We start from the raw sequence: 25746 nt of genomic DNA on the forward strand, positions 1-25746 counted from the left end.
GTAACTCTAAACGCCCTCACCGGCGTCGCTACTAATGGCGTGGGCCCCGGCCCGGCTATCACCTGGGGCGACGGGGCCCTCCGTCGTGTGTACAGCGACCGGTCAGATCTCGAAGCGTCAGGCCTCGAAGACCTCGGCGACCAACTGTGCCTGCTCGGCCTGGTGGCGCTTGGCCGAGCCGACCGCCGGGGACGAGCCGTGCGGCCGCGAGATGCGGCGCAGGCGCTCACCGTGCGGGACGTCGGCGCCGACGGCCAGGTCCAGGTGGTCGATCAGGTTCAGGGCGATGAACGGCCAGGCGCCCTGGTTGGCCGGCTCCTCCTGCGCCCACAGGTACTTCTCGGCGTTCGGGTACTTGGCGATCTCGGCCTGGAGCTCGGCACCCGGCAGCGGGTACAGGCGCTCCAGACGGATGATCGCCGTGTCCGTGACACCGCGCTTCTCGCGCTCGGCCTCCAGGTCGTAGTAGACCTTGCCGGCGCAGAAGACGACCTTGCGGACCGCGTTCGGGTCGACCGAGTCGTCGCCGATCACCGGGCGGAAGCCGCCGGTGGTGAACTCCTCCGCCTTCGACGCGGCCGCCTTGAGGCGGAGCATCGACTTCGGGGTGAAGACGATCAGCGGCTTGTGGTGCGGGTTGTGCACCTGCCACCGCAGGAGGTGGAAGTAGTTCGACGGGAGCGTCGGCATGGCGACCGTCATGTTGTCCTGCGCGCACATCTGGAGGAAGCGCTCCGGGCGGGCGGACGAGTGGTCCGGGCCCTGGCCCTCGTAGCCGTGCGGCAGCAGCAGCGTGACGCCGGAGGTCTGGCCCCACTTCTGCTCGGCCGAGGAGATGAACTCGTCGACGACGGTCTGCGCGCCGTTGACGAAGTCACCGAACTGGGCCTCCCAGATGACCAGCGACTCCGGGCGGGCCAGCGAGTAGCCGTACTCGAAGCCCATCGCCGCGTACTCGCTGAGGAGCGAGTCGTAGACGTTGTAACGGGCCTGGTCGTCGGCGAGGTAGAGCAGCGGGGTGTAGTCCTCGCCGGTCACCTGGTCGACGAGGACCGCGTGCCGCTGGCCGAAGGTGCCGCGGCGGGTGTCCTGGCCGGCGAGCCGGACCGGGGTGCCCTCCATCAGCAGCGAACCGATGGCCAGGGTCTCGCCCATGCCCCAGTCGATCGTGCCGTTCTCCACCGAGGCCGCGCGACGCTGCATCTGCGGCATCAGACGGGGGTGGACGGTGATCCGGTCGGGGATGTTGACCTGGGACTCCGCGATGACCTTCACGACCTCCTGGGAGACCGCGGTGGTCACGGCGACCGGGAACTCGGGCTGGACCTCGGGGGTGTGTGCCGGAGCCGGCAGCGAGGTGGCCTCGCGGACCTCCGCGAAGACCTTCTCCAGCTGGCCCTGGAAGTCCTGCAGCGCCTGCTCGGCCTCTTCCAGCGTGATGTCGCCGCGACCGATGAGGGACTCGGTGTAGAGCTTGCGCACCGAGCGCTTCTTGTCGATCAGGGTGTACATCTGCGGGTTGGTGAACTCCGGGTTGTCGCCCTCGTTGTGACCGCGGCGGCGGTAGCAGATGAGGTCGATCACGACGTCCTTGTTGAACGCCTGCCGGAACTCGAAGGCCAGGCGCGCGACACGGACGACGGCCTCGGGGTCGTCACCGTTGACGTGGATGATCGGCGCCTCGATCATGCGCGCCACGTCCGTGGCGTACATCGAGGAGCGCGAGGACTCCGGGGCGGCGGTGAAGCCGACCTGGTTGTTGATCACCACGTGCACGGTGCCGCCGGTGCGGTAGCCGCGCAGCTGCGACATGTTGAGCGTCTCGGCGACGACGCCCTGGCCCGCGAAGGCCGCGTCTCCGTGGAGTGCGACGGGCAGGACCGTGAAGTCCGTGCCGCCCTTGTTGATGATGTCCTGCTTGGCGCGGGCGATGCCCTCCAGGACCGGGTCGACCGCCTCCAGGTGCGAGGGGTTGGCGGCCAGCGAGACCTTGATCTGCTCGCCGTCCAGACCGGTGAAGGTGCCCTCGGCGCCCAGGTGGTACTTCACGTCGCCGGAACCGTGCATCGACCGGGGGTCGAGGTTGCCCTCGAACTCGCGGAAGATCTGCGCGTACGACTTGCCGACGATGTTCGCCAGCACGTTCAGCCGGCCGCGGTGGGCCATGCCGATGACGACCTCGTCGAGGCGGGCCTCGGCGGCGGAGTCGATGACCGCGTCGAGCAGCGGGATGACGGACTCGCCGCCCTCCAGCGAGAACCGCTTCTGGCCGACGTACTTGGTCTGCAGGAACGTCTCGAACGCCTCGGCGGCGTTCAGCCGGCGCAGGATGCGCAGCTGCTCCTCGCGCTCGGGCTGCTGGGTGCGCGTGCGCTCCACCCGGTCCTGGATCCACTTGCGCTGCTTCGGGTCCTGGATGTGCATGAACTCGATGCCGGTGGTGCGGCAGTACGACTCTCGCAGCACACCGAGGATGTCGCGGAGCTTCATCATCGACTTGCCGGCGAAACCGCCGACCGCGAAGTCCCGCTCCAGGTCCCACAGGGTGAGGCCGTGCTCGGTGATGTCCAGGTCGGGGTGCTTGCGCTGGCGGTACTCCAGCGGGTCGGTGTCGGCCATGACATGGCCGCGGACCCGGTAGGAGTGGATCAGCTCGAAGACCCGCGCGGCCTTGGTGACGTCGCTGTCGTGCGAGGCGTCGATGTCCGTGAGCCAGCGGACCGGCTCGTACGGGATGCGCAGCGCCTTGAAGATCTCGTCGTAGAACTCGTTCTCGCCGAGGAGGAGCTGGGCGACGATCCGCAGGAACTCGCCGGAGGCGGCGCCCTGGATGACCCGGTGGTCGTACGTCGAGGTCAGCGTCATGACCTTGGAGATGCCCAGCTTGTTCAGGGTGTCCTGGGAGGTGCCCTGGAACTCTGCCGGGTAGTCCATCGCGCCGACGCCCATGATGAGGCCCTGTCCGGGCATCAGGCGGGGCACCGAGTGCACGGTGCCGATGCCGCCGGGGTTGGTCAGCGAGGCGGTGACTCCGGTGAAGTCGTCCATGCCGAGCTTGCCGTTGCGGGCGCGGCGGACGATGTCCTCGTAGGCCTGCCAGAACTCGAAGAAGTTGAGCGTCTCGGCCTTCTTGATGGCCGCGACGACCAGCTGGCGGTCGCCGTTCGGCTTCACCAGGTCGATGGCCAGACCGAGGTTGACGTGGTCCGGCTTGACCAGGGTCGGCTTGCCGTCCTTCAGCGCGAAGGAGTGGTTCATCGCCGGCATGGCCTTGAGGGCCTGCACCATCGCGTACCCGATGAGGTGCGTGAAGGAGATCTTCCCGCCCCGGGCGCGCTTGAGGTGGTTGTTGATGACGATGCGGTTGTCGAAGAGCAGCTTCACCGGAACGGCGCGGACGGACGTGGCCGTCGGCAGCTCCAGCGAGGCGTTCATGTTCTTCGCGACGGCGGCCGACGGACCACGCAGCGTCACGTACTCGGGGCCGGCCGCGGCCTCGGTGGCCGGAGCCGCGGCGGGCTTGGCCGGCGCAGGAGCGGCGGCCTTCGCGGCCGGAGCCGGCGCGGCCTTCGCCGGGGCTGCCGGAGCAGCGGCGGCGGGAGCGGCCTGTACGGGCGCCGGAGCCGCGGGCGCGGGGGCCTTCGCGGCCGGAGCCGGGGCCTGCGCCGGAGCGGCCTGGGGTGTGATGGCCGGTGCGGTGGCGGCCGGGGCCGGGGTCACCGCAGCCCCCGCGGCTGCGGCGCCGGGAACGGGCTTGTCCGCCGTGCCGGACGTACCCGGCTTGTAGTCGGCGAAGAAGTCCCACCAGGCGCGATCGACCGAACTGGGATCCTGGAGGTACTGCTGGTAGATCTCGTCGACGAGCCACTCATTGGGGCCGAAAGCTGCAGCCGGGTTCGAACCCGGGCTGGCTTGGTCGGTCGAGATGCTCGAGTTACTGGGGGACTGAGACGACACGGCGGCAACCGCCCTCTTCCGCTTCACAAGGTGATGGACAGCGGAAATCAAGGCTACGCCTCCCCAGCCGTTCCATGCAGGCCGGGCCGGTCTTCGTCGTGCAAGTCACATCGGAAGACGGGTTTCGGCGCAGGAAATGGCGGGAAACAAGCATGGTTCCGCTTCACTTCGGGTACGCGGGACCGCGGCTACGGCCCCCTGGACCGTACCCCTTGAACAGAACACGCAGAACGTGCCCTTCCGGTTCGAACCCTATGTCAACCTCGCGGTTGCCGGATCCCCGGAAGAGTGACCTGGATGCGGCAACCGCGAGCGGATTCGGCCACGCCGATTCGTCCGCCGTGCAGATCCACCGCCCAGCGGGCGATCGCCAGGCCCAGGCCCGTACCGCCGTCGCTGCCCGGACCGTGCGGGGACGGCACCTCGCCGCGGTTGAAACGCTCGAAGACCCGGTGCCGCTCGGACTCCGGAATGCCCGGGCCCTCGTCCAGGACCTCCAGTGCCAGGGATTCCGGTCCGGCCCCGCGCCGGGCCAGCACGGTGACCCGGCCGTGCGGCGGGCTGTGCTTGACAGCGTTGTCGATCAGATTGGCCACGACCTGGTGCAGCCGTTCCGCATCCGCGTGCGCGGTCAGCTCGGGCGGCGACACATCCAGATGCAGATGTACGTCCTTGCGGGTGTGGTTCCCGGAACCGGAGGGCAGCCGGCGGTGCGAGGCGGCAAGGTTCGCCTCCTTCAGTACACCCGACAGATACGGCCACACCTCGAAACGGCGGGCCTTCAGCGTGACCACCCCGTTGTCCAGGCGGGACAGGTCCAGCAGCGTCTCCACCAGCCTGCCGAGCCGCTCGGTCTGTTTCAGGGCCGTGCGCATCGTCTCCGGATCGGCCGAGGACACCCCGTCCACGACGTTCTCCAGCACGGCTCTCAGTGCCGCGATGGGGGTCCGTAGCTCATGCGACACATTGGCCACCAGCTCCTTCCGGTGCCGGTCCACGGCCTCCAGGTCGTCCGCCATGAGGTTGATCGTCTGGGCCAGGTCGCCGAGCTCGTCACGCCGGTCGGCGCCACTCACCCGTCTGGTGTAGTCACCGTGCGATATCGACCGGGCCACGGTCGTCATCTCGTCGAGCGGCGCAGTCAGACCGTGCGCCACGAACTGGGTGATCAGCAGGGTCGCGATCACCGAGAACACCGTGATGAAGCGCAGTTCGGTCCTGGTGCGCACGGCCACCATCAGCAGCCCGGTGGTGATGAACACCGAGACCACCACGAGCGTGCCCAGCTTGGCCTTGACCGAGAAGGGGCGCAGTCCGGAACCGGGCCGGGTCATGGCGCAGGGGTCTCCAGGGCGTAGCCGACACCGTGCACGGTACGGATCCGCTCCGCACCGATCTTCCGGCGCAGCGCCTTGATGTGGCTGTCGACGGTCCGGGTGCCGGAGGCGTCCGCCCAGTCCCAGACCTCGGCCAGCAGCTGCTCCCGGGAGAGCACCGCACGGGGGGTGTTGGCCAGACAGACCAGCAGATCGAACTCGGTCGGCGTGAGGTGGACGTCATCGGCGCGCACCCGGACCCGGCGCTGCGCGTGATCGATCTCCAGCTCGCCGAGGCGCAGTATGCCGCTGCGCGGCGTCACGGCGGCCAGTGCCGCACGCTCGACCCGGCGCAGCAGGACGTGCACCCGGGCCGCCAGCTCGCGCATCGAGAACGGCTTGGTCATGTAGTCGTCGGCGCCGACCCCGAGGCCGACCAGCATGTCGGTCTCGTCGTCCCTGGCGGTCAGCATCAGCACCGGCACCGGCCGCTGGGCCTGCACACGGCGGCAGACCTCCAGGCCGTCGAAGCCGGGGAGCATGATGTCGAGCACCATCAGATCGGGCTGCCATGCCTCGGCCGCGTCCACGGCCGCGGGTCCGTCGAGTGCGGTCTGCACCAGAAAGCCCTCGGCCCGCAGTCGGGCGGAAATGGCATCGACGATTGTGGCGTCGTCCTCGACCACCAGCACCCGGCGCTGCGCGCCCGGCGTGGCCGCGACACCGTTGTGGGTGGTGTGTGTCTGTTCCATCGCCCCGCCCCTGCCCGCTCTCACGGGGGCCATTCCCCCGGACGCACGGTCTTCGCTTGTGGATTTCGTGGGTGATCCCCGTTACCGGTCAGCAGCGTAAAGGCAGCGGACTGCTCTCGGCTACGCAGGGTGTAACGGCTTGGGCGCGACGAAGTGGCGGAGTGTCGGCCTTGTGGCACTTGGCCCCGGGCGTCCGGGGGCCACGGATACCCGGTGGGGGCTCTCAGTCCGTCCGAAGTGCGAGATGCACCACGTCGGGAACACCTCGGGCAACGCTGACCTCTTCCGTCCTAACCCCACTGAATCCGGCATTCTGCAAAGCCTGTTCGAACTCGGCGGACGGTTGTGCGGACCACACCGCGAGAACGCCGCCCGGTGTCAGCCGCTCCCGGCAGTCCGCCAGACCGTCGGGGGAGTACAGGCTCGTGTTGTCCTCCGTGACTGTCCAGTCCGGCCCGTTGTCGATGTCCAGGCACAGGGCGTCGTAACGGTCCGTAGTCGTACGCAGGTACGAAATGAGATCCGTCGTCAGGATCGCGGTCCGCGGATCGGCGAGCGCCGCACCGGAGATCCCGGCCAGCGGCCCCTCCAGATGCCAGTCCACGATCGCCTGCTCCCGCTCGACGACGGCGATCCGCCCCCACCGCGGCTCGGCGGCGGCCCGGACGAGCGAGAACCCCACCCCGAGACCCCCGATGAGCACCGCCGGTGCCGCCCGGTCGGCGGGCAGCGCGGCCAGCGCCGCGTCGATCAGCAGCCGCTCGGAACGCCCGTCGGAGGTGTCCATCAGAAAGCACCCGTTGGCGATGATCTCGAAGTCGTCCCCCCGCTCCCGCAGAACGACTTCGCCGTAAGGGCCTTCGCGGCGGTCGAGCGTGACGGGGGCGAGGGTGTCGGGGCCGTGGATGTCGGGCATGGTGCGAGTCTCCGGTGGCTGGCGGACAGGTTCGCCGCCATCCTGGCCGCTCGATGCGGCCGGGGGCCAGCGGATTGCCGGATCTGCCCGATCCATCCGATCCGCCCCCCGGGAGCGTGCTCCGTTGCGCGGCGCGGGGCGTGCGACGGACGGGAGTTACGCGCTCTGGGGGCGCGGAACGTCCGGGGTCACGCGCTCACCGGGCGCGCACCGCGCGCCGCGAGGAGGGCCGCCCCGATCACGTACGCCGACAGGGCCACCGCCCACGCCGCACCCTGCGGACCCGGCTGCATCGGCCAGGCCCACACCGCCGCCGCGCCGCCCGGGGTGTGGGGCGCCGCCAGATAGACGGCGCCGCCGTAGACCGTCATCGGCAGCCAGCTCAGCCGGGCACCGATCAGGGCGGCGGAGGCCGCGGCCACCCCGGTCGCGCCGAGCACATTGCGCACCATGCCTGGTGCGCCGAACTCCTCCGGGTGCCCCGGGACCGCCAGCGCGAGCGCCCCGGTCGCGAGCACGGTCAGTGCGAGCAGATGCAGCAGTCGGCGCGGCCACCAGCGGCGTACGGCGGTTCGGTCCAGCTCGTCGCTGTGCGCGTGCAGGCTGGTGCCGATCGCGGCGGAGGCGAGCAGCGGGGCCAGCACGATGACCGGGACACGGGCGGTGTGGTCGAAGTACGGCTGGTCCTCCAGCCAGTGGGCCGCCCAGGCGGCGACGAGGACGATGCAGGTCAGAGAGGCGACGGTGAGGGGGAGGGCGCGGGAGCGGATATAGAGGCGGGGGAGTGCGGCGTGGGTCGGCCGATGGCTCACAGGACCGGGACCTCCGAGGGTGTGCAGCTCTTCCGGGTGGCCAGGAAGCGGCCGAGCCAGACCTTGCGGTCGGCGTCCGGCATGGCCTTGAGACGGGAGAGATGGCGCGAATCGGGGTACCAGACCGAGTCTTCGCCGGCCAGCCAGCTGCGGACCGCGTCGTCCGTCCGATCCACTCGTTCGGCCTCCTTCCGGCTCTTTCCGTGCGAGTCGGCCGGGCAGTCGCGGTTCACCAGACCCAAGGCGGTGTTCGAGGCGTACTGGTGGGGATCGGTCAGCCGGTTCCGTGTGAGGCCCCAGCCCCGCGTCACGTGCGAGAGGGCGGCTTCGCCGTCCTTCGTGCCGAATCGGGAGTCCACGTATCTGACCGGCGCGCCCGGGACTGCCTCCAGACGTGAGAACACGCCCGCCAAGGCCTCGGACATCTGGGGCAGCACCGGGGCGTCGTATGTGTTCACGCAGATCTGCGGCGTGCCGGGGCCGGCCTTCGAGCAGACCATGCGCGCCGCGGCCGGATCGTTCCGGAAGAGATCCGCACCGGTGTGCACGACCACCGTCCCCGCCGCGATCGACAGGGCGAGCGGCACGACCGCGAGGTAGCGCCGCTTTGCCGCGTACGCGAGCAGTACGGCGGCGGCGATGCCGCCCGTCCATGCCACCAGAACCGGGGCGTACCACCACACAGGGACGGCCCCTTCGAGGTCGACCTGCTGGGCCGGGTTCAGGAACTGGGCTTCCGAGTCCAGATAGTTCGGGAACCCCAGGCCGACGTAGGCGCACACCGCCAGCACGGGAGCGATCAGCCGCCACCGCACCAACCGGCCGACGACGAACCCCACGAGGCCGATGGACAGCAGGAACCCGAGATCCGTGGCGACGAGTGAGAAGGACGGGCTGCCGGCCCCGGTGTACGGGGCGGTCGCCGCGAACGCCACGGCCAGTGCGACCAGATATCCGGCGGCCGCCCACAGCACGATCGGCGTCGCGGCCATTGTCGCCTGCGTGAGCCGGCTGCGCGGGGCCGAGGAAAGCAGCTCATCGGTCCGGCGGCGATGCTCCCGGCCGCCCTGCCAGCAGGAGGCCGCGGCAACGAGCGGACCGGCGAGCAGGGCCGACGCCGAGTGCAACTGGCTCTGGGTCTCGCCCCAGCTGCCCTGCCACTGGGATGCCTTGCCCCACAGCGGAACGAGGACGGTGAGGGCGACGGCGAGCCCGGTCCAGGGGGCGATCCCGCGCCGGAGCTCGGCCCGCAGCGCGGTGTATGCCCGTGCTTTTCCGTACAGGGTGGGGTTCGTCATCGATGCGCCACCGTCCCCCGGTGCGCCCGCAGCGCAGCGGTGTAGCCGCGCTCGATCGGGTTGCCGTCCGGCCCGTCCGCTCCGTTGTCCTCGCCGCCGAGGGCCGTCAGCTCCTGCGTCGTACCCCGGTACGCGATCCGGCCCGCCTCGATCAGCGTCACATCGGTGCAGGCCGCGGCGACATCCTCGACCAGATGGGTCGAGACGATCACGGTGGACGTGCTGCCCAGCTCGCGTATCAGCGCCCGGAACTCGACCCGCTGCTCCGGGTCGAGACCGGCGGTCGGCTCGTCGAGCAGCAGCAGGTCCGGATCGTTGACGATCGCCTGGGCGATGCCGACGCGCCGCACCATCCCGCCCGACAAGGTCTTCACCGGGGCGTCGATCCGGTCCGCCAGACCCACCCGGGCCACCGCAAGCTCCACGGCCGCGGGCACCGCCGCCGCGTCCATCTCCTTGAGCCAGGCCACATAGGCGACGAACTCGCGGACGGTGAAGCCCGGGTAGTACCCGAACTCCTGCGGCAGATAGCCGAGCTTGCGCCGGACCGCCGCCCGGCTGCGGTGGCCGGACTTCGCGCCGACCTCGCTGCCGAGCAGCTCCACCCGGCCGCCGGACGGTGCGGCGACCGTCGCGAGCACCCGGATCAGCGAGGTCTTGCCCGCTCCGTTCGGTCCGAGGAGCCCGTGCACACCGGGTGCGAAGTCGAGGTCGACGGCGTCGAGCACGGTAGTTCTGCGGTGCCGCACGGTCAGTTTCCTGACCTCGATTGTGCTGATGGCCGTGGTGCTGTTCATGCGTTCACGCTCACAACGTCTCCAGATGGTCGAAGGATCTACGGCGTGCGGCAAGCAGCGCGGCGCACACCAGCGCCCCGGCCGCCCAGCCGCCCTGTGCGGCGGGCCCTGCGAAGTACTTCGCTGCTTCGGCCGCCGGGCCGATCTCCGGGGGAGAGGTGGCGAAGGCAGGCAGGAGCACAGCGACAGCCCAGGCCACGGCGACGGACGAGGCGCCGGTACGGCAGCCGACGTACGAACCGAGGGCGAGCGCCGCCAGCGTCATCGCCAGCCCCGGCAGCAGCCATGCCGCCGGGCCCGGCCCCACGGCGGACGGGGGCAGTGCGGCCCCGGCGAGGGTGAGCGCCGGGATGCTCACGCCGAGCACCGCGGCGGTTCTCGTCAGCAGCAGCCGCAGCCCGCCGGCCGGGGTGGCGGCGGTGATCTCGTGCATCGGGTCCGTGTGCCGTCCGTAGGAGACGACGACCCCGGCGAGCGGCAGCACCGGCGCGACGACGAGGAGCAGCGGTCGCGTGGCCGCGCCGAGCCCGGCCCCGTAAGCCAGAGCGAGGGCCCCTACGGCCACCAGCACCAGCGCCAGCAGCCACGCACCGCGCAGCGCGGGCCCGGCGGCCCACAGCAGACGCCCGGTGCGGGTGGCGGACCCGGGAAGTCGGACCCGACCGTTCAGGACGGCCCCGGTTGCGGACACGAGGGAACGGACCCGGTTGCTCCGGGCGGGCCGGCTCTCCGGTGTCCCTTCCGCCGCCACCGCGGCCAGCACCCCCGCCCGCACCCCGTCCAGCATCGCCGCCGCCTCATGCCGTGCCCGTACCGCCGCCGAGACCCGTGCCGCGCACCCCCCGCACGTCTCCACGTGCTTCTCCAGGGACCAGGCGTCCGTCTCCGCCACCGAACCGGCTGCGTACCGGTCGGCCAGTTCTCCGTCCACGTGCCAGTGGGTCACGCCGTCGCCTCCCCTCATGCCGTGCCTCCCAGCGGACCGGCTTCCGGCGCCAGCAGTTCCAGCGCGGCGCGCAGCTCGCGTCTGGCCCGCATCGCCCGGGTCTTGACCGTGCCTTCCGGTATGTCCAGGAGCCGGGCCGTCTCACGGGTCGTCAGCCCGTCGATGACCGTCGCGCGCAGGACCTCGCGCAGCTCCGGCGAGATCCGGTCGAGTGCGGCGCCCACATCCCCGTACTCCAGCCCGGCAAGCACCCGCTCCTCGGCGGACGGCGCGGCGGCTGCCCACTCCTTGCTCCCGGCCCGCTCGGCCTCGGCCTGCGCAGCGAGACCGGCGCGGGCGTGGACCCGCTGCGCGTCCACCAGCCGGCGCGAGGCGATCACCCAGAGCCAGCCGCCGATCTGCCCCCCGCGGTGCGATCCGGCGGAGCGCCAGGCCGTCACGAAGGTGTCCTGAAGGACTTCCCGTACGGTCTCGGTATCCGCGCACCGTCTGCTCAGCCGGGCGAGCAGCCAGCCGGCATGCCGGTCGTAGAGCGTCGCCAGGGCCGCCGTATCCCCCTGTGCGACGGCACGCAGCAGCGCATCGTCGTCATTTCGGTCCTCCCCCGGGGAGCGCAACAGGTTCACACTCCCTCTATCGAGCACCGGACCCGAGTCGGTTCATACGTGGCTCATGTGGTTCACGCCATAGGCGTCGCGGGGGACGATCACGGAGGGTGGAACGTTGCTTCGGGGGCTGGTACGGAAAGGGGCCTCGCGCGGTGCATCAGGGTACGGACAGGGCGGTTCGCGAAGAAGAGCTCGCGGCGCCGCTGCTCGACGCCATACCGCGTCAGCGCCGTACGGAAGAGCCCGCCGTTCCTGGGGACCGCAAGGCCCGCCGGTGGCTGCGGCTGCTGCCGACGCCCACCGGTACCCCGTTCACCTTCGGGTATCTGCTGGTGCTCGTCGCCACGTCCCTCTTCATGGAGTGCGCCGATCCGGACACCGTCTCCGCCGTACTGCGCGAATCGAGCACGGATGTCGCGCATCTCGGCGAGGCCCCGTTCCTCGTCCTGGCCGCCAGTGCCCTGTGGGTCGTCGGCGGGCTCACCTCCCCGTACGTCCTCGGCTTCGCGCTCGTGCTGACCGCCCTGGAACGCCGCATCGGGGGGTGGCGCACCGCCGGTGTGTTCCTGCTCGGTCATGTCGTGGCGACGCTCGCCACGGAGATCCCGGTCGGGCTGTCCGTGGTGGCCGGTCATCTGCCGGAGTCCTCGCTGCACAGGCTCGACTACGGCATCAGCTTCGGGCTGATGGCGAGCGTGGGTGCGCTCGCCGGGCTGCTCACGCCGTGGCTCCGGGTGCTGGTGCTCGGCGGGGTCGGTGCGATGCTGCTGCGTGATCTGTTCGACCTCGGCAACCCCCTCACCAGCTGGGGCCATCCGCTGGCGCTGCTGCTGGGCGTGGCCTGCTGGCCGCTGCTGCGCCGGGCCGGTGCGGTCACAGGTGCGGTGGTCAGGGGCGTGGGGCCTTCTCGCCGTGCACCGCGAGATACTCGGCTGCCAGCCAGGGCGCCAGATCGTCGATGAGCACCGCGAGGACAGCCGGATCGGCGGAGGGGGTGCGGCCCGTGCGCGCGGCCACCCTCATCTGCTCGATCCGCTCCGGGTGGTCCGGGTAGTAGCGGGCGAACACCTCGGCGGACTCCACCAGATCGCTGGTCCAGCCGCCCCACTGCGGCATGACCAGGGTGAAGCCCGACCGGACGATACGGCGGGCGGCGCCGCGGCTGAGGTTTCGGCGTTCGGAGTCCGTGGTGGCTTCGGCGGCCCTCCGTCGCCAGCGCGGGAGCGAGAGGTGGAGGTCCCCGTTGGTCTCGCGGGCGAGCAGCGGGGTGGGGCGGTAGCGCGGAAGCTGTACGGCGAGGTCCTCGCCCAGCAGTGGGGTGCAGAGGCAGGCGAGGAAGAAGCCGAGGTCGTTGCGTTCGAGTTCGCTGGTGAGGGTGTCGGCGCCGAACAGCAGGATGCCGACGCCGTCGATCTGGCCGAACGAGGCGTCCAGCCCGGCCTCGACGGCCCGGGCCGCCGCCTCGTCGGCCTCGGTGGGTTCGGTGCGCAGGGCGAGCAGCAGGTCCAGATCGGAGACACCGGGAACGGCCGTGCCGCGCGGAATGCTGCCGTAGATGTACGCGCTGTGCAGCCGCGCGCCGTCGAACACTTCGGCGATCCGGGTGCGGGCAGCCGCCACCACGGGGGCGAAGGCCGCCGGCACCCGGCCCAGCGAACCCTCCCGCCGGATGGTGCCGTCCGGATTCATCCCTCGGTCGTCGTTCATACCGGCACTCTGCCCGGTGTCCCGTCCGGTTGCCGACCGGTTTTTCGCAGGTGGGCCGGGCCTCGGGACATCGGCCGGTCCGAGGTCCCGTGCCGTCGTCAGGGCGTCGGCGGCGACCACAGTGGTCACGGAGTGGAAGCCACAGACCGGCGGACTCGGTTCCCGAAGCCGGGAACGCCGCCGGATTAAAGCGGACGCGTCCGGAGTTCTCCGCTACAGAAACGGCCGGACCGGGCGGGGCCTGCGGAGCGAGCGCATTCAGTCGATCGCTCACAGCGAACATGCACCGGGGAACAATGGGAGGCTCAGAAGCATTGAGTCTGCATAACTCAACTTGAGTGCCGAAGGGGAGATCATGGCTACCGAGTCCAATGCGGTCACTCCGCTCGCCCTGCCCGTGCTGCCGCTCGACGACGAGGTCGTGCTGCCCGGGATGGTGGTGCCTCTGGACCTGTCCGACACCGATGTACGCGCCGCCGTGGAAGCCGCACAGGCCGCAGCCCGTGAGGGTGGCGGCAAGCCCGAGGTGCTTCTTGTGCCGCGGATCGACGGGACGTACACCGGCACCGGTGTCATCGGCACCGTCGAACAGGTCGGGCGGCTTTCGGACGGGGATCCGGGCGCGCTCATCCGCGGCCGTGGCCGGGTACGGATCGGGGCCGGGACCAGCGGGCCGGGTGCCGCGCTCTGGGTGGAAGGGACACGGGTCGACGCGGTCGTCCCCGATCCGCTCCCCGGAGCCGCCGCCGAGCTGGTCAAGGAGTACAAGGCGCTCGCCACCAGCTGGCTGAAGAAGCGCGGCGCCTGGCAGGTCGTGGACCGGGTCCAGCAGATCGAGGACATCTCCGCGCTCGCCGACAATTCCGGATACTCACCCTTCCTCACCACTGCCCAGAAGGTGCAGCTCCTGGAGACCGTGGACGCGGTCGCCCGGCTGAAGCTCGCCATCCAGTGGCTCGGTGAACACCTTGCCGAGCAGGATGTCGCCGAGTCCATCGCCAAGGACGTCCAGGAGGGCGTCGACAAGCAGCAGCGCGAATTCCTGCTGCGGCGCCAGTTGGAAGCCGTACGCAAGGAGCTCTCCGATCTCAACGGCGGCCCTGGTTCCGGCGCAGACGAGTCCGACGACTACCGGGCCCGCGTCGAGGCCGCCGATCTTCCCGAGCACGTCCGTGAGGCCGCCCTCAAGGAGGTCGACAAGCTGGAGCGCTCGTCCGACCAGAGCCCCGAGGGCTCCTGGATCAGGACCTGGCTCGACACCGTCCTCGAACTGCCGTGGACCGAGCGGACCGAGGACGCGTACGACATCCGCGGCGCCCAGGAGATCCTCGACGCCGAGCACGCGGGCCTGCAGGACGTGAAGGAGCGGATCACCGAGTACCTGGCGGTACGCAAGCGGCGTTCCGAGCGCGGCCTCGGCGTCGTCGGCGGGCGGCGCGGCGGTGCCGTCCTGGCGCTGGTGGGTCCGCCGGGCGTGGGCAAGACCTCGCTCGGTGAATCCGTCGCGCACGCCATGGGACGCAAGTTCGTCCGTGTCGCGCTCGGCGGTGTACGGGACGAGGCGGAGATCCGCGGCCACCGGCGTACCTACGTCGGTGCCCTGCCGGGACGTATCGTCCGGGCCATCAAGGAGGCCGGAACGATGAATCCGGTCGTCCTGCTCGACGAGATCGACAAGGTCGGCTCCGACTTCCGGGGCGACCCGGCCGCCGCCCTCCTCGAAGTCCTCGACCCGGCGCAGAACCACACCTTCCGCGACCACTACCTGGAGGTCGAACTCGACCTCAGCGATGTCGTCTTCCTGGCGACGGCCAATGTGCTCGAAGCCATTCCGGAGGCCCTGCTCGACCGTATGGAGCTGGTCAGGCTCGATGGCTACACCGAGGACGAGAAGGTCGTCATCGCCCGCGACCACCTGCTCCCGCGCCAGCTGGAGCGGGCCGGTCTGGAGAAGGACGAGGTGACGCTCGACGAGTCCGCGCTGCGCAAGCTGGCCGGCGAGTACACCCGCGAAGCGGGCGTACGAAACCTGGAGCGGGCCGTCGCCCGGCTGCTCCGCAAGGTCGCGGCCCAGCACGAACTGGGCGACCGGGAGCTTCCGTTCACGGTCACCGAAGCGGATCTGCGCGGTCTGATCGGCCGGCCGCACCATGTTCCCGAGTCCGCCCAGGACCCGGCCGAGCGCCGCACCGCGGTGCCGGGCGTGGCCACCGGACTCGCGGTGACCGGTGCCGGTGGTGACGTGCTGTTCGTGGAGGCGTCGCTGGCCGACCCGGAGACCGGGGCGTCCGGACTGACCCTCACCGGTCAGCTCGGCGACGTCATGAAGGAGTCCGCGCAGATCGCGCTGAGCTTCCTGCGGTCGCACGGCGCGGAGCTGGAGCTGCCGGTCGCGGATCTGAAGGACCGCGGCGTGCACATCCACTTCCCGGCGGGCGCGGTCCCGAAGGACGGCCCGAGCGCCGGCATCACCATGACGACCGCGCTGGCCTCGCTGCTCTCCGGACGGCTGGTCCGTACGGATGTGGCGATGACCGGTGAGGTCTCGCTCACCGGACGGGTGCTGCCGATCGGCGGCCTGAAGCAGAAGCTGCTGGCCGCGCACCGGGCCGGGATCACCACCGTGGTCATCCCGAAGCGGAACGAGGCCGACCTGGACGATGTCCCGGCCGAGGTCCTGGACACCCTGGAGGTCCACCCGGTGACGGACGTCCGCCAGGTGCTGGAGATCGCCCTCGCCCCGGCCTCCGCGGCCAGGCGCGAGGAGAGGATCCCGGCCGCGGCGTAGGCGCCATGGCGTGACGGGCGTGGCACCACGTGCGCGACCGGTACGGACGGCCCGCCTTCCCGGCAACGGGCGGGCGGGTCGTTCCGCGTGCGCCCAGGGTCCTCGCTTCTGGGGGCGTACGGCTCAGGGGCGGTAGACGGTCCCCGGGGCCGGCTCTGCGGGCGCCATCAACTGCGGGACGGTGACGAAGGTGTAGCCCTGCTTCTTCAGCGCGTCGATGATGCCCGGCACGGCGGGCACCGTCCCCTTGTAGATGTCGTGCAGCAGGATGATGCCGTCCCGGCTCGCCTGGTCCAGGATGCGCTTCTTGATCAGCGCCGAGTCGGTCGTGGAGTAGTCCTTGGCGGTCGCGCTCCACAGGATCTGGGAGAGCCCCAGGTCCTTGCTGATGTCCGAGACGGTGTCGTCGGTACGGCCCTGCGGCGGGCGCATCAGACGCGGCTTCTTGCCGGTGATCTCCGCTATCGCGTCCTGGGTCTTCTCCAGCTCGGCGCGTATCTCGGCGGGCTTCTTGTCCGTCAGGATCTCGTGGGACCAGGTGTGGTTGGCCACCTCGTGCCCCTCGGCGGCGAGCCTGCGCACGGTGTCGGGGTGCTTCTTGACGTGGTTCTTGCCCAGCAGGAAGAAGGTCGCGTGCACCTTCTTCTCCTTGAGGATGTCCAGCAGATGCGGGGTGTCCTCGCCCGGTCCCGCGTCGAAGGTCAGGGCTATGCACTTCGCCTTGCGGCAGTCCACCGGACCGAAGGAGCCCTTGGCGTCGGAGCCCGCGTCGCCGCGCGCGGAGGCCGGCGCGGTGGTCTGCATGGAGCAGCCGCTCAGCGTCAGGGTGAGTGCCGTCACAAGAGCGGCGGCCAACCCCGTACCGATCGACTTCGTCTTCATGGACAAGGCGGGTCACTCCTCCGTAGCTGAACAAGGCGCACGGTGTGCGGCAGGAAAGGACTATACACACGGCGTATACACCGGGTGTATAAGGGGTCCTTCATTGTCGGTTCGGAGGGCGAAACACCTGGTCAGGTGGCGCGAACAGGGCAGAGCCCCGGCGACTGGGCGGGTCGCCGGGGCTCTGCTGTGCGAAGTGTCGGACCGGTCGGGCGCGGCGGGCCGGCTCAGCCGTTGGCGAGAGCCTGTACGCGGTCGAGGGCGCCGTTGAAGTGGTTGTGGTCGCCGACGTAGGGGCCGGACGAGGTGTACTGCCAGATCGTGTAGTAGCTCCAGCCGGCCGGGAGTTCACCGACCGTGGTGTTGTAGCGGGCCACCCACAGCGGGTTGGTGGCGCCGAAGCTCGCATTGTTCCCGGTGCAGGTCTGCCACCAACTGGTCGCGGTGTAGATGACCGCGTCGCGTCCGGTGCGCGCCTTGTAGGTGTTCACGAAGTCGCGGATCCAGGACACCATGCCTGCCTGGGTCTTGCCGAAGCACTGCGCGCCGTACGGGTTCCACTCGATGTCGAGCACACCGGGCAGGGTCTTGCCGTCCTTCGACCAGCCGCCCCCGTGGTCCACGAAGTAGTTGGCCTGGACGGCGCCGCTCGTGGTGTCCGGGGTGGCGAAGTGGTACGCGCCCCGGATCATGCCGACGTTGTACGAGCCGTTGTACTGCTGGGCGAAGTACGGGTTCGTGTAGTACGTGCCCTCCGTGGCCTTGGTGTAGGCCCACTTCACGCCGCTGTTCCAGAGGGTCGCCCAGTCGACGTTGCCCTGGTGGCTGCTGACGTCCACGCCTTCGGTCTGGACGGCGCGGGTGTCGCGCGGCAGTCCGCCCTGGCCGTCGTGGGTGATGACGCCCATGCCCATCGTGGCCGTGCCGCGCGCGGGCTTCTTGGCCGCGGCGGCGGTGTCGTGGGTACCCGCGGCGCTCGCCGCGCCGGGCAGGGTGAGAAGGAGGGAGAGGGCTGCGAGCAGGGTTCCGGCCGCGGCGAAGCGCGAGCGACGGGATGTTCCGGATCTGGATCTGAGCACCGGCATGTGAGTGCCTCCGAGGCCTTGGTGGGGGGACGTGCTGATCCCAGGGGGACGCCGGGCGAACCCCTGCCGGCATGTCATGGTGTGAACATGCCATGCATGACGCTACGCACGTAGACCCGCGCTACGGAAGGGGGCCTGGGTGCTGCCGTTGGTCTACGCCTGCGAAATACTGGCCAAGCTGCGGCGATGACCAGCGGCGAAAGAAACTTTCAGCGGCAGGAAAGCTCATGAGGGGTGTTGACGTGCACGGGAGCGAAAGCGGTAGTGAACCCGGCGCGAGCGGAGAAAGTGGTGTGGACCACGCATTCCTTGCCCTGGAGAGGGAGTTGGCCGTCTTTCTGCGCCGGGCGCGAGCCAGTTCCGGGGAAATGGCGCGCGAGGTCCACCCCGAACTGGAAGCCGCCGCATACGGACTTCTCGTACGACTGGAGTCGGCCGGACAGCAGCGGGCCACCGATCTCGCGGCCTACTTCGGGGTCGGCAAGGCAACCATGAGCCGTCAACTGCGCGCCCTGGAGGCCCTCGGGCTGGTGGCGCGCGAGCCCGATCCGGCCGACGGCCGGGCCTCCCTCGTCCACCTCACAGCCGAGGGCCTGGCCCGCTACCGCAGCGTCCGCGACGCCCGACGCGACCGCTATGTGCGCAAGCTCGCCGACTGGGACCGGATCGAGGTGGCCGAACTGGCCCGGCTGCTGCATCACTTGAACGCCCGGGCCGAGGACTGACTCCCCGGCCCGCCCCCCGGTGCGCCGTCACAGCACCGCGTAGACCGCCGTCGCGTCGTCGTGGGTCTTGCTGCGGCGCAGATACGTGCGCTCCGCGTCCGCGCCCTCCAGCGCCCTGACGCGGTCGATCAGCCCCTGCGTGCCTTCCTTGTGGAGCACCCCGAGGCAGTCCGCCCAGTCGCCCGCGCGGAACATCTCGGTCCAGCGGGCCGCCCCGTCGGTCATCGCTGCCAGCGCCCGCACCTGGCCGAGCGGGGTGCGCCCGGTGACCGCGCGGGCCGCCACGGAGGGGTCGGCGGCGGCGGTGAAGAAGCCGCCCTCCTTGTTGCGTACCTGTGCGTCGGTGATCGCTTCGTCGGCCAGGGAGCCCGGCGGCAGGCGGTCCAGCCGGTCGTCGAGGAGGGGGTGCACGGCTCCGTCGGGTGCCTCGAACAACAGTACGGAATCGGACAGCACCAGGTGCTCGATCTCATGCTCGTCCCAGCGCGCCATGACGACCGTCGCCTGTGGCGTCCTTACGTGAGAAAGGTCACATGAGGAGCGGTGTGCATCGGCGGTGTGCCGAATGGACTCGGCCAGGATCTCCTGGAGGGTCAGATCCCGTCGCGAACCGGACAGTTCGACCAGTGAGCCGCCCAGTCGTGCGGTGAACCAGGGGACCGAGTGCGCACAACCGTCGTCCCCCTGTGGCGGAGTCACTCCGTCGAGCAGGATCAGCGTCCCACCCTGGCCGGAGGCGGGCAGGGCGGTGGCGGCCCAGTCCTCGTTCGGTCGTTCGGCGCTGCCGGCGACGGTGGCGAGTTCGATTCGCATACAGCCAGTCTGCACGACGCCTTCACGAGCCCTGCACTGCCCAAGGTTGGCCTGTACCAGCAGGTCAGACGGATGCCTGGAGCGGAAGGAAAGGCTCCGTGCGGCGTGCGGGCGGGCATCCTGCCAAAGCCTGGGCGGAAGTTCCAGCCGACGGGTCAGGTGTGCCGGACGTGCCCCCGGGGGAGACTTGTTGGTCAACTCCGGAGTGATGTTCACTCGTTCAGGTGGCCGAGTGGTTGATGCGCGTCCCCCTCTCAAAAGCACTGGAATGGTCAGAAGCCGTACCAGGAGTCGGGGCGTTCGTTCACATGTGACCGTGCGTCACCTCTGCTTCAAGGGCGGACGAGTCAAGAATGCGAGCACCGGTGCAGAAGAAGCGGCCTCGGAGCAAGGGCAGCAAGCACAGCGGTTCCGGGGCGACGCCTCCGGCACCCGCCGAGAGCGGGAGCACCCGGCGCACCGTGCGCGTACGCAGCCGGCTGGTTGCCGGTGTCGCGGTCGTCGGCATCACTGTCATCGCCGCGGGCGCACCCGCGGCCCTCAGCGCTTCCTCCGACCTGAACGAGTCGCAGCGGCTGGTCACCCTCGCCGAGCTGAACCAGCAGGCCATCGTGCTCGCGCACGCCCTCGCGGACGAGCGTGACGAGGTCACCGCCTACATCGCGGCCGGCCGTGACGAGAAGTCCGGCCCCGCGGCGGAAGGCAAGGGCGACCCCGGCAGCCGGAGCGCCCGCGTCGACCAGCAGGTGGACGAGATCAGGGGTGCGGCCCCGGCCGCACTGCGCCGCGACCTCTCCACCATTCCCTCCCTGCGCCGCGACGCGCTCAGCGGCAAGGGCACCGCGCTGGAGGCCCATCAGGCGTACTCCGAGGTCATCGCCAAGCTCCACGACCTCGCCGACGAGCTCGCCGAGAAGACCCCGCCGCGCGCCGCCGAGTCCACCCGCGCCCCGCTCGCCCTCGGCCGGGCCACCGAGCAGGCCTCCGCCACCCGCGGGCTGCTGATCGCCGCGCTCTCCGTACCCCGCAAGGTCACGACCCCGCAGATCGACCCGATCACCGGGCTGCCCGTCCAGACCCAGGACGAGGGCAGCAGCAAGGACGACCGCACCCGTGACGAGCTGAGCGCCGCCGCCCAGCAGGCCCGGGTCGGCGAACTCTCCTCGCTCGCCGACTTCGACCAGGCCGCGGGCTCCACCGCCCGCGACAAGCTGTCGTCCACCGTCACCGGGTCCGAGGTCAACAGCGCGGAGAAGTACCTCAACTCCCTCACCGACCGCCCCGAGCTGTCGGACTCCGACCAGAAGGCCGACACCGAGAAGGTCGAGACGGCACTCTCCGCCCGGATCGACCGGATGCGGGGTGTCGAGTCCGCCCTCGGCACCGCACAGGTCCAGCGTCTGGAGCAGCTGCGCGACGACGACGTCACCGCGCTGGAACTGCGGATCGCGCTGCTCGGCGGCTGTCTGCTGATCGCCGTCGGCGTCTCCACCGCCGTGGCCCGCACCCTCACCCAGCCGCTCGCCGTCCTGCGGATCGGTGCCGCCCGCCTCGCCGCGGAACCCGCCACCGCCGAACCGGTCCGCTACACCGGCCGCAACGACGAGTTCGCCCAGGTCGTACGGTCCATCAACGCCCTGCACGGCCAGCTGCACGGACTGCTCCACGAGTTCAACGGCCGCTTCGAGAGCCTGCAGACCGAGCGCGCCGAGCTGATCGCCGGACGCGAGGCCCTCACCGTCCAGCGTGCCGAACTCCAGGTCATGGCCTCCGACCTCACCGCCCAGCTGGAGCGGCTGAAGAACACGGTCCACCACACCTTCGTCAACCTCTCGCTGCGCACCCTCGGCCTCGTCGAGCGTCAACTCGGTGTCATCGAGAGCCTGGAGGAGCGGGAGCACGACCCGGAGCGGCTGGCCACCCTCTTCAAGCTCGACCACATGGCCACGGTCATGCGCCGCCACAGCGAGAACCTGCTGGTCCTCGCCGGCGCCGAGCACGGCCACGGGCATGCGGGCCCGATCCCGCTGGTCGACGTGTTGCGTGCGGCCGTCTCCGAGATCGAGCGGTACGAGCGGGTCACCATCCAGTCCCTGCCGCCGCACGCCCAGATCGCCGGTTTCGCCGCGGACGACCTCAGCCACCTCGTCGCCGAACTCCTGGAGAACGCGACCTCCTTCTCACCGCCGGATTCCCATGTCCAGCTCTCCGGCTGGCTGCTGGAGACCGGAGAAGTGATGCTCTCCGTCCAGGACGAGGGCATCGGGATGTCCGCCGTACGGATGGGCGAGCTCAACACCCGGCTCGGCGACCCCACGTTGTTCGAGGCGGGCGAACAGAGTGCGGACGGAGCCGGGCTCGGACTCCAGGTCACCTCCCTGCTGGCAGCGCGCCACGGCGTACGGGTACAGCTGCGCGACCACGCGGGCACCGGCGGGGTCACGGCGGTCGTCGTCCTGCCCAAGGCCCTGCTGCCGAAGGCGCCACCGGCCGCCACACCACCACCGATGAAGGTCCCGGGGGACGCCCCCGCGCTGAACCTTCCGGGGTCGGTCGCCGAGGCCAACTCCAACGCACTGCCGGGGCGTACGCTCGCCCTGCCCGGCGACCCGCTGATCGCCGCGGCCGAGCAGACGATCCGCGAGTCCGGGGCCACCCCCGAGCCCGAGCCCGAGCCCGGGCCCGCGGCGGGCAGCGCCCCCGCACCCGCTCCGGCCGCCGCCGAGGCCGAGATCACGATGCAGGTACGGCTCCCGGTGGTTCCGGAGTTCGAGGACGTCCCCGAGTTCACGGCGCCCGACCCGTACGCCATCGGCCCCGACCGCCACGAGCGCACCGCCGACGAGTCCCCGGAGCCGTACACCGCGCCGGCCCCGGCCCCCTCGCCGTACACCGCCCCGGCCCCCGTGTCCGCCCCGGAGCCGTACACCGCACCCGCACCCGCCCCCGCACCCGCCCCGGCCCCCGCACCCGCCCCGGCCCCCGTGCCCGTCGCCGACGCCCTGCCCGGCCCCCGGCAGCCGGAGCAGTACTCGCAGCCGCAGCAGGAGCGCATCACCGACAAGGGGCTGCCCAAGCGCACGCCCAAGGTCGTCAAGCCCACCACGGCACCCAGCACCGAGCGCAAGGGCAGCCTGGACAAGGAGGCGCTGCGCCGTCGGCTCGGCGGCTTCCACCAGGGCGCGAAGGACGGCCGCCGGGACGTCGAGGCGGAGATCGCCGAGATCACGGCGACCCAGCCGTTCCCCGGGGCCCCCGCACACGCCGGGCGCTCCGCACTTACCGAGCACAGTGAGCCGGCCGACCCCAGCGACGGCCGAACCGATGAGACGGGGGACACAGTCGAGGAGGCACGCAGTTGACTGCGCCCAGCACATTCGGGCTGAGTACCGAGGCCCGGAACCTTCACTGGTTGCTGAGCAATCTGGTGGAGGAGGTGCCAGGGGTCCACTCGGTCACCGTCGTCTCGTCCGACGGACTGATGCTGCTCTCCTCCGACCCCGGCCATCTGACCACTCAGAGCACCGGCCGGCAGGACGGCCCCAAGGGCTCCAGCGCCGACCTGGCCACCATCGTCTCCGGCATCGGCAGCCTCACCGTCGGCGCCGCCAAGCTGATGGGGGGCGGCGGCGTCAAGCAGACCATGGTCGCCATGGACGAGGGCAGCGTCTTCGTCATGTCGATCAGCGACGGCTCGCTGCTCGGTGTGCACGCCACCCCGGACTGCGACATGAGCGTCATCGCCTACCACATGGCGCTCTTCGTCGGCCGAGCCGGACACGTACTCACCCCCGAACTCCGCAGTGAACTGCGCAAATCGATGGAGAGCGCCCAGTGACGCCCGCTGCTGAACCCGCCCGCAGGCTTCCCGTCCGCGGGTCCGACCGAAGGCCCGCACGGGTCCGCCCGTACTCGCTCACCGGCGGTCGCACCCGCTTCGGCCACGTCCTGCTCGTCGAGACGTTCGTCGCCGCGCTCGAAGCGCCCGAGGAGCGCCGCGAGCTGACCAATGGCAACCTGGCCACCCGCGTCATGCCGGAGCTCCAGGCCATCGTCGAAATCTGCCGCCGGATGCGTACGGTCGCTGAGATCTCCGCCCTGTTGAAGATGCCGCTCGGCGTGGTCCGGGTGTTGCTCAGCGACTTGGCCGACCAGGGAAAGATCCGCGTGTACGGGACCGGTCACGGCACCGGCCAGCCCGACCGCGCACTGCTCGAAAGGGTGCTCAATGGACTCCGCCGTCTCTGAGTCGCCGCTCTTCGCCCCGCGCCGGCCGAGGGCCAAGGACCAGGCCGAAGAATCTCTGCAGGCCTGGCAGTTGGACCACACCAGGGCCCCCGTCGCCACGAAGATCGTGGTCGCGGGCGGGTTCGGCGTGGGCAAGACGACCTTCGTGGGGGCGGTCTCCGAGATCACCCCGCTGAGGACCGAAGCGATGATGACCCAGGCCAGCGAGGAGACCGACGATCTCTCCGCGACACCCGACAAGGTCACCACGACCGTCGCGATGGACTTCGGCCGGCTCACGCTCGACGACGACCTCGTGCTGTACGTGTTCGGCACACCGGGCCAGCAGCGCTTCTGGTTCATGTGGGACGACCTGGTGCGCGGCGCGATCGGCGCAGTCGTGCTCGCCGACACCCGGCGGCTCGCCGACTGCTTCCCTGCACTCGACTACTTCGAGAGCTGCGGCCTGCCGTACATCGTCGCCGTCAACCACTTCGAAGGAACGCCGGGGTTCGAGGCGGATGACGTCAGGGAGGCCCTGACTGTGCCGCCGCACGTGCCTGTTGTGATCATGGACGCGCGTAACAGGATCACCGTCGTCGAGTCGTTGCTGGCCCTCGTCGGCCATGCCCTCGACGCCACCCCGGCATAGCTCGCACGCAACACGTAACGGAGAACCGCGATGCGGAAGATACTCATAGTCGGAGCCGGTCAGTCCGGTCTCCAGCTCGCCCTCGGACTGCAGTCCCGAGGGTACGAAGTCACCCTGATGTCCAACCGCACCGCCGACGAGATCCGCTCCGGCCGGGTCATGTCGACGCAGTGCATGTTCGACACCGCGCTCCAGTACGAGCGTGACTACCAGCTCAACTTCTGGGAGTCCCAGGCCCCGCGCATCGAGGGAGCCGGCGTCTCGGTCGCCGCCCCCGACTCCTCCCGCGCCATCGACTGGGTCGGAAAGCTGGACGGCTTCGCCCAGTCCGTCGACCAGCGCGTGAAGATGGCCGGCTGGATGGAGACCTTCGCCCAGCGCGGCGGACAGCTCGTCATCCACGGTGCCGCCGTCTCCGACCTGGACTATTTCTCCCGCACCTACGACCTGGTGATGGTCTCCGCGGGCAAGGGCGAGCTGGTCTCCATGTTCGGCCGGGACGCGTCCCGTTCGCCGTTCGACGCCCCGCAGCGCGCCCTGGCCGTCGCGTACGTCCACGGCATGGGCCCGCGCCCCGAGCACCCCGAGTTCGACGCGGTCCGCTGCAACCTCGTTCCCGGCGTCGGCGAGCTCTTCGTGATGCCGACCCTGACCACGTCCGGCCGCGCCGACATCCTGTTCTGGGAGGGCATCCCGGGCGGCCCGCTCGACGTGTTCCAGGGCATCAAGGACCCCTCCGAGCACCTCGCCAAGACGCTGGAGCTCATGGAGCGGTTCACGCCGTGGGAGTACGCCCGCGCCACCAAGGTCGAACTGACCGACGCCAACGGCACCCTGGCGGGACGCTACGCCCCGACCGTTCGCAAGCCGATCGGCCGGCTGCCCAGCGGCGGTCTGGTGCTCGGTGTGGCGGACGTCGTCGTCGCCAACGACCCGATCACCGGCCAGGGCTCCAACTCGGCCTCCAAGTGCGCCAACGCGTACCTGGAGTCGATCATCGAGCACGGCGACCGGGAGTTCGACGCGGACTGGATGCAGGCCACGTTCGACCGTTACTGGGACACCGCGCAGCACGTCGTGAAGTGGACCAACGCGATGCTCGGCGTTCCGCCGGAGCACGTGCTGAACCTGATCGGCGCAGCCGGCCAGCTCCAGCCGGTCGCCGACCGCTTCGCCAACGGCTTCAACAACCCGGCGGACTTCGAGAACTTCTTCTTCGACCCGGAGAAGACGAACGCGTACCTCGCCGAGGTTTCCGCGGCCGCGTCGGCCGCCTGACCGCAGCAGTCGGGGGGGGGGGGCGGGGGGGACGCCGCCGGCGGGGCGCCCCGCCGCAGGGGCGAGGGCAGCGGCCCCCCCGGCCCCCCCCACCCCCGCCCCCCCCCCCCCCGCCGCCGGGCCCCGCCGGGCCGAGAGGCAGCCGCGCCGCCAGCCGGAAGCCGCCGTCGGGCAGGGGCCCGGTGTC

The 25746-nt window shown here is 70.6% G+C and carries 21 protein-coding genes; 8 read left to right on the forward strand and 13 right to left on the reverse strand.

Going from position 1 to position 25746, the window contains the following annotated elements; translation table 11 throughout:
* Positions 1–117 precede the first annotated feature (117 nt).
* The 9 genes from ACFVYE_RS11165 to ACFVYE_RS11205 all read right to left on the reverse strand — a co-directional run bounded on the left by ACFVYE_RS11165 (position 118) and on the right by ACFVYE_RS11205 (position 11420).
* Positions 118–3957, reverse strand: a complete 3840-nt coding sequence (locus tag ACFVYE_RS11165) for a multifunctional oxoglutarate decarboxylase/oxoglutarate dehydrogenase thiamine pyrophosphate-binding subunit/dihydrolipoyllysine-residue succinyltransferase subunit (protein ID WP_383959771.1) — start codon at positions 3955–3957, stop codon at positions 118–120.
* 257 nt (positions 3958–4214) lie between these two features.
* Positions 4215–5291 carry an ATP-binding protein gene (locus ACFVYE_RS11170; protein ID WP_389605137.1) on the reverse strand — a complete coding sequence of 359 codons (1077 nt, stop codon included), beginning with the start codon at positions 5289–5291 and terminating at the stop codon, positions 4215–4217.
* Positions 5288–6025: a response regulator transcription factor gene (locus ACFVYE_RS11175; protein WP_014154105.1), complete on the reverse strand. Its 738-nt coding sequence runs from the start codon at positions 6023–6025 to the stop codon at positions 5288–5290. Before ACFVYE_RS11175 ends, ACFVYE_RS11170 begins: the two co-directional genes overlap by 4 nt.
* 223 nt (positions 6026–6248) lie before the next feature.
* Entirely contained in the window at positions 6249–6941 is a 693-nt protein-coding gene (locus tag ACFVYE_RS11180; RefSeq protein WP_383959767.1) for a spermidine synthase, read from the reverse strand.
* A gap of 188 nt (positions 6942–7129) precedes the next feature.
* Complete coding sequence (locus ACFVYE_RS11185; protein ID WP_383959765.1) at positions 7130–7753, reverse strand: hypothetical protein; 624 nt, start codon at positions 7751–7753, stop codon at positions 7130–7132.
* Complete coding sequence (locus ACFVYE_RS11190; protein ID WP_389605140.1) at positions 7750–9051, reverse strand: hypothetical protein; 1302 nt, start codon at positions 9049–9051, stop codon at positions 7750–7752. The genes ACFVYE_RS11185 and ACFVYE_RS11190 overlap by 4 nt, the downstream gene beginning before the upstream one ends.
* Positions 9048–9848, reverse strand: coding sequence for an ABC transporter ATP-binding protein (locus tag ACFVYE_RS11195; RefSeq protein WP_383959761.1), 801 nt, complete (start codon positions 9846–9848; stop codon positions 9048–9050). The genes ACFVYE_RS11190 and ACFVYE_RS11195 overlap by 4 nt, the downstream gene beginning before the upstream one ends.
* Positions 9849–9858: 10 nt before the next feature.
* Positions 9859–10794, reverse strand: coding sequence for a zf-HC2 domain-containing protein (locus ACFVYE_RS11200; protein WP_383959759.1), 936 nt, complete (start codon positions 10792–10794; stop codon positions 9859–9861).
* Between the two features lie 14 nt (positions 10795–10808).
* Positions 10809–11420 carry an RNA polymerase sigma factor gene (locus ACFVYE_RS11205; protein ID WP_389605142.1) on the reverse strand — a complete coding sequence of 204 codons (612 nt, stop codon included), beginning with the start codon at positions 11418–11420 and terminating at the stop codon, positions 10809–10811.
* A gap of 134 nt (positions 11421–11554) precedes the next feature.
* Between ACFVYE_RS11205 and ACFVYE_RS11210 the strand changes: the two genes are divergently transcribed.
* The gene (locus ACFVYE_RS11210) at positions 11555–12364 is read left to right on the forward strand and encodes a rhomboid-like protein (protein WP_383959755.1); all 810 of its coding nucleotides are present in this window, start codon (positions 11555–11557) and stop codon (positions 12362–12364) included.
* Here ACFVYE_RS11210 and ACFVYE_RS11215 read toward each other — a convergent pair.
* Positions 12291–13109, reverse strand: a complete 819-nt coding sequence (locus ACFVYE_RS11215) for a nucleotidyltransferase (RefSeq protein WP_389605144.1) — start codon at positions 13107–13109, stop codon at positions 12291–12293. The two genes, ACFVYE_RS11210 and ACFVYE_RS11215, sit on opposite strands and share 74 nt — an antisense overlap.
* 355 nt (positions 13110–13464) lie before the next feature.
* Here ACFVYE_RS11215 and lon point away from each other — a divergent pair, with 355 nt between their 5' ends.
* Complete coding sequence (lon, locus tag ACFVYE_RS11220; protein WP_389605146.1) at positions 13465–15897, forward strand: endopeptidase La; 2433 nt, start codon at positions 13465–13467, stop codon at positions 15895–15897.
* 123 nt (positions 15898–16020) lie between these two features.
* Here the strand turns inward: lon and ACFVYE_RS11225 are convergent, their stop codons facing one another.
* Positions 16021–16779 carry a polysaccharide deacetylase family protein gene (locus ACFVYE_RS11225; protein ID WP_383959783.1) on the reverse strand — a complete coding sequence of 253 codons (759 nt, stop codon included), beginning with the start codon at positions 16777–16779 and terminating at the stop codon, positions 16021–16023.
* A gap of 227 nt (positions 16780–17006) precedes the next feature.
* Entirely contained in the window at positions 17007–17864 is an 858-nt protein-coding gene (locus ACFVYE_RS11230) for a lysozyme (protein WP_383959749.1), read from the reverse strand.
* Between the two features lie 227 nt (positions 17865–18091).
* Here ACFVYE_RS11230 and ACFVYE_RS11235 point away from each other — a divergent pair, with 227 nt between their 5' ends.
* Entirely contained in the window at positions 18092–18589 is a 498-nt protein-coding gene (locus tag ACFVYE_RS11235; protein WP_389605148.1) for a MarR family winged helix-turn-helix transcriptional regulator, read from the forward strand.
* A gap of 27 nt (positions 18590–18616) precedes the next feature.
* On the opposite strand, the gene ACFVYE_RS11240 is transcribed toward ACFVYE_RS11235, so the two are convergent.
* The gene (locus ACFVYE_RS11240) at positions 18617–19402 is read right to left on the reverse strand and encodes a protein phosphatase 2C domain-containing protein (RefSeq protein WP_389605150.1); all 786 of its coding nucleotides are present in this window, start codon (positions 19400–19402) and stop codon (positions 18617–18619) included.
* Between the two features lie 365 nt (positions 19403–19767).
* Here ACFVYE_RS11240 and ACFVYE_RS11245 point away from each other — a divergent pair, with 365 nt between their 5' ends.
* Genes ACFVYE_RS11245 through ACFVYE_RS11265 form a run of 5 tightly spaced genes read left to right on the forward strand, consistent with a single transcriptional unit; the run spans position 19768 to position 25559 of the window.
* The gene (locus tag ACFVYE_RS11245; protein ID WP_389605301.1) at positions 19768–22764 is read left to right on the forward strand and encodes a nitrate- and nitrite sensing domain-containing protein; all 2997 of its coding nucleotides are present in this window, start codon (positions 19768–19770) and stop codon (positions 22762–22764) included.
* Entirely contained in the window at positions 22761–23240 is a 480-nt protein-coding gene (locus ACFVYE_RS11250; RefSeq protein ID WP_383074348.1) for a roadblock/LC7 domain-containing protein, read from the forward strand. Before ACFVYE_RS11245 ends, ACFVYE_RS11250 begins: the two co-directional genes overlap by 4 nt.
* Positions 23237–23650, forward strand: coding sequence for a DUF742 domain-containing protein (locus tag ACFVYE_RS11255; protein ID WP_037689183.1), 414 nt, complete (start codon positions 23237–23239; stop codon positions 23648–23650). The genes ACFVYE_RS11250 and ACFVYE_RS11255 overlap by 4 nt, the downstream gene beginning before the upstream one ends.
* Positions 23631–24281 (forward strand): ATP/GTP-binding protein, encoded by a 651-nt coding sequence (locus ACFVYE_RS11260; RefSeq protein WP_383959742.1) that lies wholly within the window; start codon positions 23631–23633, stop codon positions 24279–24281. The genes ACFVYE_RS11255 and ACFVYE_RS11260 overlap by 20 nt, the downstream gene beginning before the upstream one ends.
* A gap of 30 nt (positions 24282–24311) precedes the next feature.
* Positions 24312–25559 (forward strand): styrene monooxygenase/indole monooxygenase family protein, encoded by a 1248-nt coding sequence (locus ACFVYE_RS11265; RefSeq protein WP_383959740.1) that lies wholly within the window; start codon positions 24312–24314, stop codon positions 25557–25559.
* Positions 25560–25746 lie beyond the last annotated feature (187 nt).

It is taken from the genome of Streptomyces sp. NPDC058239 (genome assembly GCF_042882185.1).
In the GTDB taxonomy this organism is placed as follows: Bacteria; Actinomycetota; Actinomycetes; order Streptomycetales; family Streptomycetaceae; genus Streptomyces.